General features: G+C 63.6%; 4 protein-coding genes. 3 read left to right on the top strand and 1 reads right to left on the bottom strand.

Annotated elements, in window-relative coordinates; translation table 11 throughout:
- Positions 1-91 precede the first annotated feature (91 nt).
- Complete coding sequence (locus ABDB81_RS20950) at positions 92-985, bottom strand: 2OG-Fe(II) oxygenase (protein WP_160472026.1); 894 nt, start codon at positions 983-985, stop codon at positions 92-94.
- Positions 986-1,260: 275 nt separating this feature from the next.
- Here ABDB81_RS20950 and ABDB81_RS20945 point away from each other — a divergent pair, with 275 nt between their 5' ends.
- The 3 genes from ABDB81_RS20945 to ABDB81_RS20935 all read left to right on the top strand — a co-directional run bounded on the left by ABDB81_RS20945 (position 1,261) and on the right by ABDB81_RS20935 (position 5,569).
- Positions 1,261-3,474, top strand: coding sequence for an alkaline phosphatase family protein (locus ABDB81_RS20945; RefSeq protein ID WP_346813376.1), 2,214 nt, complete (start codon positions 1,261-1,263; stop codon positions 3,472-3,474).
- 89 nt (positions 3,475-3,563) lie between these two features.
- Positions 3,564-4,955, top strand: coding sequence for a cytochrome c peroxidase (locus ABDB81_RS20940; protein ID WP_346813374.1), 1,392 nt, complete (start codon positions 3,564-3,566; stop codon positions 4,953-4,955).
- Positions 4,952-5,569 (top strand): hypothetical protein, encoded by a 618-nt coding sequence (locus ABDB81_RS20935; RefSeq protein WP_346813372.1) that lies wholly within the window; start codon positions 4,952-4,954, stop codon positions 5,567-5,569. Before ABDB81_RS20940 ends, ABDB81_RS20935 begins: the two co-directional genes overlap by 4 nt.
- The last annotated feature ends 164 nt before the right edge of the window (positions 5,570-5,733 follow it).

Genomic DNA, 5,733 nt, shown 5'->3' with positions numbered 1-5,733 from the left:
AGGTCTGCCTGAAAAAGTGTCCAAGATTACTTGACCACTACACCCAACCCCTCTCCCGCACGCGGGAGAGGGGAGAAAACCGAGAGGTAGTTCATTCCCCCGCCGCCACAAACCTCCTCTCCCGCATCCACTTCGTCGCTACCCACTTCTCCCCGCGTAGCACCTCGGCCGCCGCATGCAATGTGCGGCCATCCAGTTGTCCCTGGCTGTCGCAATACTCGAAATACACCGCATTGCCCTTGCGCGGCACCACTGACAGGCCGGTCTCGGGGAATACCGTTTCGCCGCCGTCTTCCACATCGTTCAGGTAGATCACCATCGTGCTGACGCGCTGGCCACTGCGCGCAATGGATGCCTGATTGGCGGCATTGCCGGGCATGAGGAAGTCGAAGTGCGGACGGCTCTGCGCGCCCGGCGCGTATTGCAGGACCTGCAGCCCTTCGCCGTTTTCCATCGGCATCTGCATCAATGCGGAAATGCGGCCATCGAGCTTCGTCAGCAGCGGTGTTTCCGCCAGCCGGAAGAACATGCCCTGGCTGGTGCGGTCGGGACTCACCACTTGCTCGCCCGTACGCGGATCGACAATCGTCGAGGCTTCGAGGCGCGGACGCGCGGCGGCCATCAGCGCGTCGCATTCGTCGTGGGTCAGCACGCTTTCAAGGACGGCGATGGTCGGCTTGTCCGTGCGTGTCAGGACGTGGATATCCCGGTCGCCGCCGTGCAGTATCGCGCTGCGCGGCAATCTCGGCAGTGCAGGGCCTGCGGCTTCGCGCTCGATGGTGAGGCTGCCTTCCGGCATCGGCGATCCGTCGCGTAATACCCGCCCAAACGCATCCACCAGTTCGCGCGCCACGCCTGCATCGAAGCGCTGCCCGGCCAGTGCACGCACGATGTCGTCTGCGGAACCGCCACGGCGCAGCGCATTGACGATCCAGTCGCGGAGTTCGTTCGAGAAGTGGAGGGTGGCGAGTTGGCGGGCTGACATCGATGACGGAGCGAGAGGAAAAACCTTTCAGCCATTGAAAGGTTCGGGGCCACGAAAAGGCTTGGAAAGGCCGCAAATATGCGCTTTTCCAGGATGTCTGCCAATGCCGTCCGCCATGAAATATTCCGTAACTTGATGCGTCAACGTTGATACATGCGGCGCAATCAAACCGTCACATTCGGCTTCTAGGATCGGGGCCGCTGTAGCCATGCCCACCATCGCTGCAGTCCTACCTCCCACTAAGAAACTCGCCCTTGTCCAGGCGAAGCCAGAACATGCACCCAAAAAACTCCAGCTTTGTCCCGCTGCTGACCGCGCTCGCGGCAGCCGCCACGCTCGCCGCATGCGGCGGCGACGGTAGCAGTTCCACCCCGTCTTCCGGCACCAGCGGCACCACGCCCGCTGCTACGGTCAGCGGTGTGGTTGGCGGCACGGCGATCAAGAACCCGACTGGCTTTGCGGCATCGTCGGCCACGGGCGTCGACTACGCAAAGAGCACCACGGGCGATGACGTGCAGCAGAAGATCGTGCCGACGGTCTACGCCAATGCCACGGTCTGTGCAGACACCAACGGCAATGGCCTGTGCGACAACGGCGAGGCGTCCACGCGTTCGTCCGCCGATGGCAGCTTCACACTGACCACGCCGGCGGCAAGCCTCGTGGCCGTGGTGGATACCGACGCCACCTATACCGACGCCAGCGGCGCCACGACCAAGGTCGCGAGCAAGATGGTGTTGCGCAGCGTGGCAGAGCAGGCCGCCAACGGCGCGAGGGTTGTCATCAGTCCGTTGTCGACGGAAGTCGTGCGTCTGGTCGAAGCCGAGCACCTGAGCGTGGCCGATGCCAAGAGCGCCATCGCCGGCCGCCTGAGCCTGACGGGTGGCACCGCCGACGTCACGGTCAACGCCGCCGATGTACTGGCCCTGCCGGCCAGCGTGGCCGATGCCCGCGCTTCTGCAGCCTTGTTGACGGAGTCGAACACGCTGGCAGGCCGCTTCCAGCTCGCATCGAAGATTCTCGATCGCGGCTATGCCAGCGACGTGGCCGCCGACCCGGTCACGACGATCCAGGCCGCGCAGGACGCCGCGTTCAATCCGGAGGGTATCCCGCGCTACGACCACCTGTTCGTGGTCGTGTTCGAGAACCACAGCAACCAGACCATCGACGATCCTGCCTATCCGAACTTCTACAAGTACCTGAACCAGGAAGGCAACAAGGCGGCCAACTATTTCTCCACGGGTAATCCGAGCGAGCCGAACTACATCTCGCTGGCCAGTGCCGACGACTGGGGCGTGGCCGACGACAACGCGTGGAACTGCCTGCCGGCCGGCGACACCGCCAATCAGCCGACCGATGTCTATGTGCCGGTGAATGCCTGCAACGCCGACACCAAGGTCCACAATCTCAAGGGCCGCCGCAATATGTTCACGGCGCTGTACAACGCCGGCATGGGCGCGCGCGTCTACAGCGAATCGATGGACCCGGGCCAGGACCCGCGCAAGGATGGCGCCGGCAATGCGGCCATCACGGCAGTCAACGTGACGTCGGGCCTCGGCGCGACCGAGCCGATGATTTCCAGTCTCTACAAGACCAAGCACCATCCGGCGGTGAACTTCGATGAAGTGCGCAATCGCCCGGACTTCTTCCGAAACCTGAACCGCACGGTGGGTGGTGGCCAGTGGGATGCGGCTATCGACACCTATGCCAAGAGCAAGGGCATAACATGGAACACGCACCAGTTCGAGGATGACCTGAAGAGCGGCGACATCGGCGCGCTGAACTACATCGTGCCCGACCAGTGCGATGACATCCACGGCACGGGTTCGGCGGTGGCGGATTGCACGAACGCCGCAGCGGGTATCAAGCGGGGCGATGCCTACGCCAAGTATCTTGTGGAAACCATCAAGGCTTCGCCCATCTGGAAGAACACAAACCGCCGCTCGGCCATCGTCATGCTGTTTGACGAAGGTTCGAGCTTCTACGGCAGCTCGTCGTGCTGCGGCTGGAACGTGGGCGGTGGCGCCACCAGCGGCTGGCCGCTTGGCGAAGGCATCAGCACGGCCGTGGCGCGTTACAACGGCGGCAACAAGGGCGATGGCCCCACCATCTTCTCGTTGCTGACCAACCAGCCCAACGCGCCGAAGCAGGTCATCGACTCCGATGCCTACAGCCACTTCTCGTTCGTGCGCACGATGCAGGACATGTTTGCGCTGGCAGACCCCGGTGTAGCCACGTCGTACATGAATCGCTCGAAGTACACCGAGCAGTACATCGCGCAGAACCTGGCCAATCTGGCCGAATACTCGGGCAGCGCCAACACGCACTTTGACTCGGTACGTCCGATGAACCACAAGTACGTGGTCAAGTCCGGGGACATCGTCTCCGGCGGCGCGACGAAGGGCGTCAGCGGCAGCGGCTCGCTGAGCGGCGGCAACACGGCTGCAGGGCCGGATGCCACGCAGACCAGCATCTGGGCGATCAAGTCCTGATGCTGTCGCGTTAGTTCCGATGCACGCACGGCGGTGGATTCGTCCCCGCCGTGCCGCTGTTTCTGCGTAGTTACCGATCATCGAGCATCATGCGTATTTCCATTCAAGCCGCCGGTTTCCTGGCGGCCGCGTGCATTGCCGTGCTGGGAGGCTGCAAGCCTGCCGACGATGCACCGCACGCTGCGGCCCATGCCGCCGTGCTTCCCAAGCCTGCTGTCGTGCAGGTGGCCCAGATTGTCACCCCATCGGCACCCGCCTCGCCCGCACTGACACCCGCCGCACAGGTCGGCGCGAAGCTGTTCTTCGATCCGTCGCTGTCGGGCTCCGGCAAGATGTCGTGCGCCACCTGCCACGATCCCAATCACGCCTATGCACCGGCCAATAACCTCTCCGTGCAACTGGGCGGCAAGGATGGCAAGCAGCCCGGCACGCGTGCCGTGCCCACGCTGATGTACAAGGAGTACACGAACGCGTATTCCGATACCTTCGAGAATCCCGACATGATCAGCGCGCCCGGTCCCGGTGGCGGACTGACATGGGATGGCCGCGCCAACACCATCGCCGAGCAGGCAGCCATTCCGCTGCTGGCTCCCAACGAGATGGCAGCGGACAGCAAGGCGGCTGTGGTGGATGCCGTGCGGCAGGGCGCTCATGCCGATGCGTTCCGCCAGGCATATGGCGCGAATGTGTTCGATGACACGGATCGCGCGTTTTCACTGGTGGGTGCGGCGCTGCAGGCGTTCCAGGTGGAGGACCGCAGCTTTCATCCATACAGCAGCAAGTTCGACCGCTATCGCACCAACAAGGTGGGCGGTGCATTGACCGATGCGGAACTGCGCGGCCTGCGTGTGTTCCTCGATCCGAACAAGGGCAACTGCATGGCGTGCCACTTGATCGGTGGTGGTAACGATGGCAGCCAGGACATGACGAGCGACTACTCGTTCGCAGCCATCGGCGTGCCACGCAATCGCGAGATTCCCGCCAATGCAGATCCGAAATACTTCGACCTGGGCCTGTGCGGACCGCTGCGTACCGACCATCGGCCGGGCCGCGACAAGGGTGCGAAGGAAACGTGCGGCATGTTCAAGACGCCGGTGCTGCGCAACGTGGCCACGCGTCAGGCGTTCATGCATAACGGCGTGTTCCACGCGCTGGAGGATGTGGTCCGCTTCTACAACACGCGTGATACCGCGCCAGAGAAGTGGTATCCGCGCGATGGCAAGGGCCGCGTGAACAAGTACGACGATCTGCCCGCGCAATACCGCGCCAATCTCGATGAGCAGATGCCACTGGACCAGCGCCGCGCCGGCAGCAAGACGCCGATGACCGATGCGGAGACGCAGGACCTCATCGCCTTCCTGAAAACGCTGACCGATGGCTTTGTGCCGCCGGCCAACGCCGCGCAGCCTGCCAACACCGTGGCGAATGCCGCCGCTGAATTCGCCGCCGAACATGGCGCGCATGCCGTGAAATCGAAATGAAGAGAATCCTTTTGTGTACGGCCATCGCCCTGACCGCGTGTGGCCATCCCGACGCGGCGAACGAAGCCAACTTCCGCGCCGGGCTTGAAAAGCAGCTTGCCGAGTATGGCGATCTTTGCATCGGCCGGCACACGTGGCCCGTTGATGTGCCCGACTTGCCCGTGGCCGCCCAGATGCGTGACGGCATCCAGATGCCCGCGCTGGAGCATGCTGGGCTGGTGTCGCATGTGGCGGCGGAAATGACGCTGCGACATCAGGATGGATCGAGCGAAACGGTCAAGGCGCTGCGCTATGACCTGACGGAAAAGGGGCGCGGATTTGTGAATGCGCATCCGAAGACTGCGGCGCATGGTGCTGAAGCGGATACGCCGGACCTTTGTTACGGTCATGTGAAGCTGGCGAAGGTGACCGGCTGGGACAAGCCGGTTCACGACAATGCATCGCGGCTCACGACTGCGGTGCGATATACCTACACGCTGGATGCGGCGCCATGGGCTGCGGACACGATGGTGCAGCAGGCGTTTCCGGTGCTGGCGCGCGTGGTGAAAGGCAGCGGGACGATGGAGCTGAAGCAGATGATGGTGGCGACGAGTGGAGGGTGGGTGACGGAGTGATGCGTTAACCCCGCGCTGGTTTTCCCCCCTCTCCCGCATGGCGGGAGAGGGGCGGGGGAGAGGGCCAGCGGTGAAAATTGCGATGTGGCCGGCAAGCAGACCCTCCGGCCCTCTCCCCCAACCCCTCTCCCACTGCGCGGGAGAGGGGAGCAAAACACCATCTC

The organism is Cupriavidus sp. DL-D2, from assembly GCF_039710735.1.
Taxonomy (GTDB): domain Bacteria; phylum Pseudomonadota; class Gammaproteobacteria; order Burkholderiales; family Burkholderiaceae; genus Cupriavidus.
This window is presented reverse-complemented; position numbering and strand designations above follow the sequence as displayed.

What these genes read in the sequence shown, in the direction of transcription:
- ABDB81_RS20945 (WP_346813376.1), top strand. Translation starts at nt 1,261, where the DNA reads ATGCACCCAAAAAACTCCAGCTTTGTCCCGCTGCTGACCGCGCTCGCG.
- ABDB81_RS20940 (WP_346813374.1), top strand. Translation starts at nt 3,564, where the DNA reads ATGCGTATTTCCATTCAAGCCGCCGGTTTCCTGGCGGCCGCGTGCATT.
- ABDB81_RS20950 (WP_160472026.1), bottom strand. Translation starts at nt 985, where the DNA reads ATGTCAGCCCGCCAACTCGCCACCCTCCACTTCTCGAACGAACTCCGC.
- ABDB81_RS20935 (WP_346813372.1), top strand. Translation starts at nt 4,952, where the DNA reads ATGAAGAGAATCCTTTTGTGTACGGCCATCGCCCTGACCGCGTGTGGC.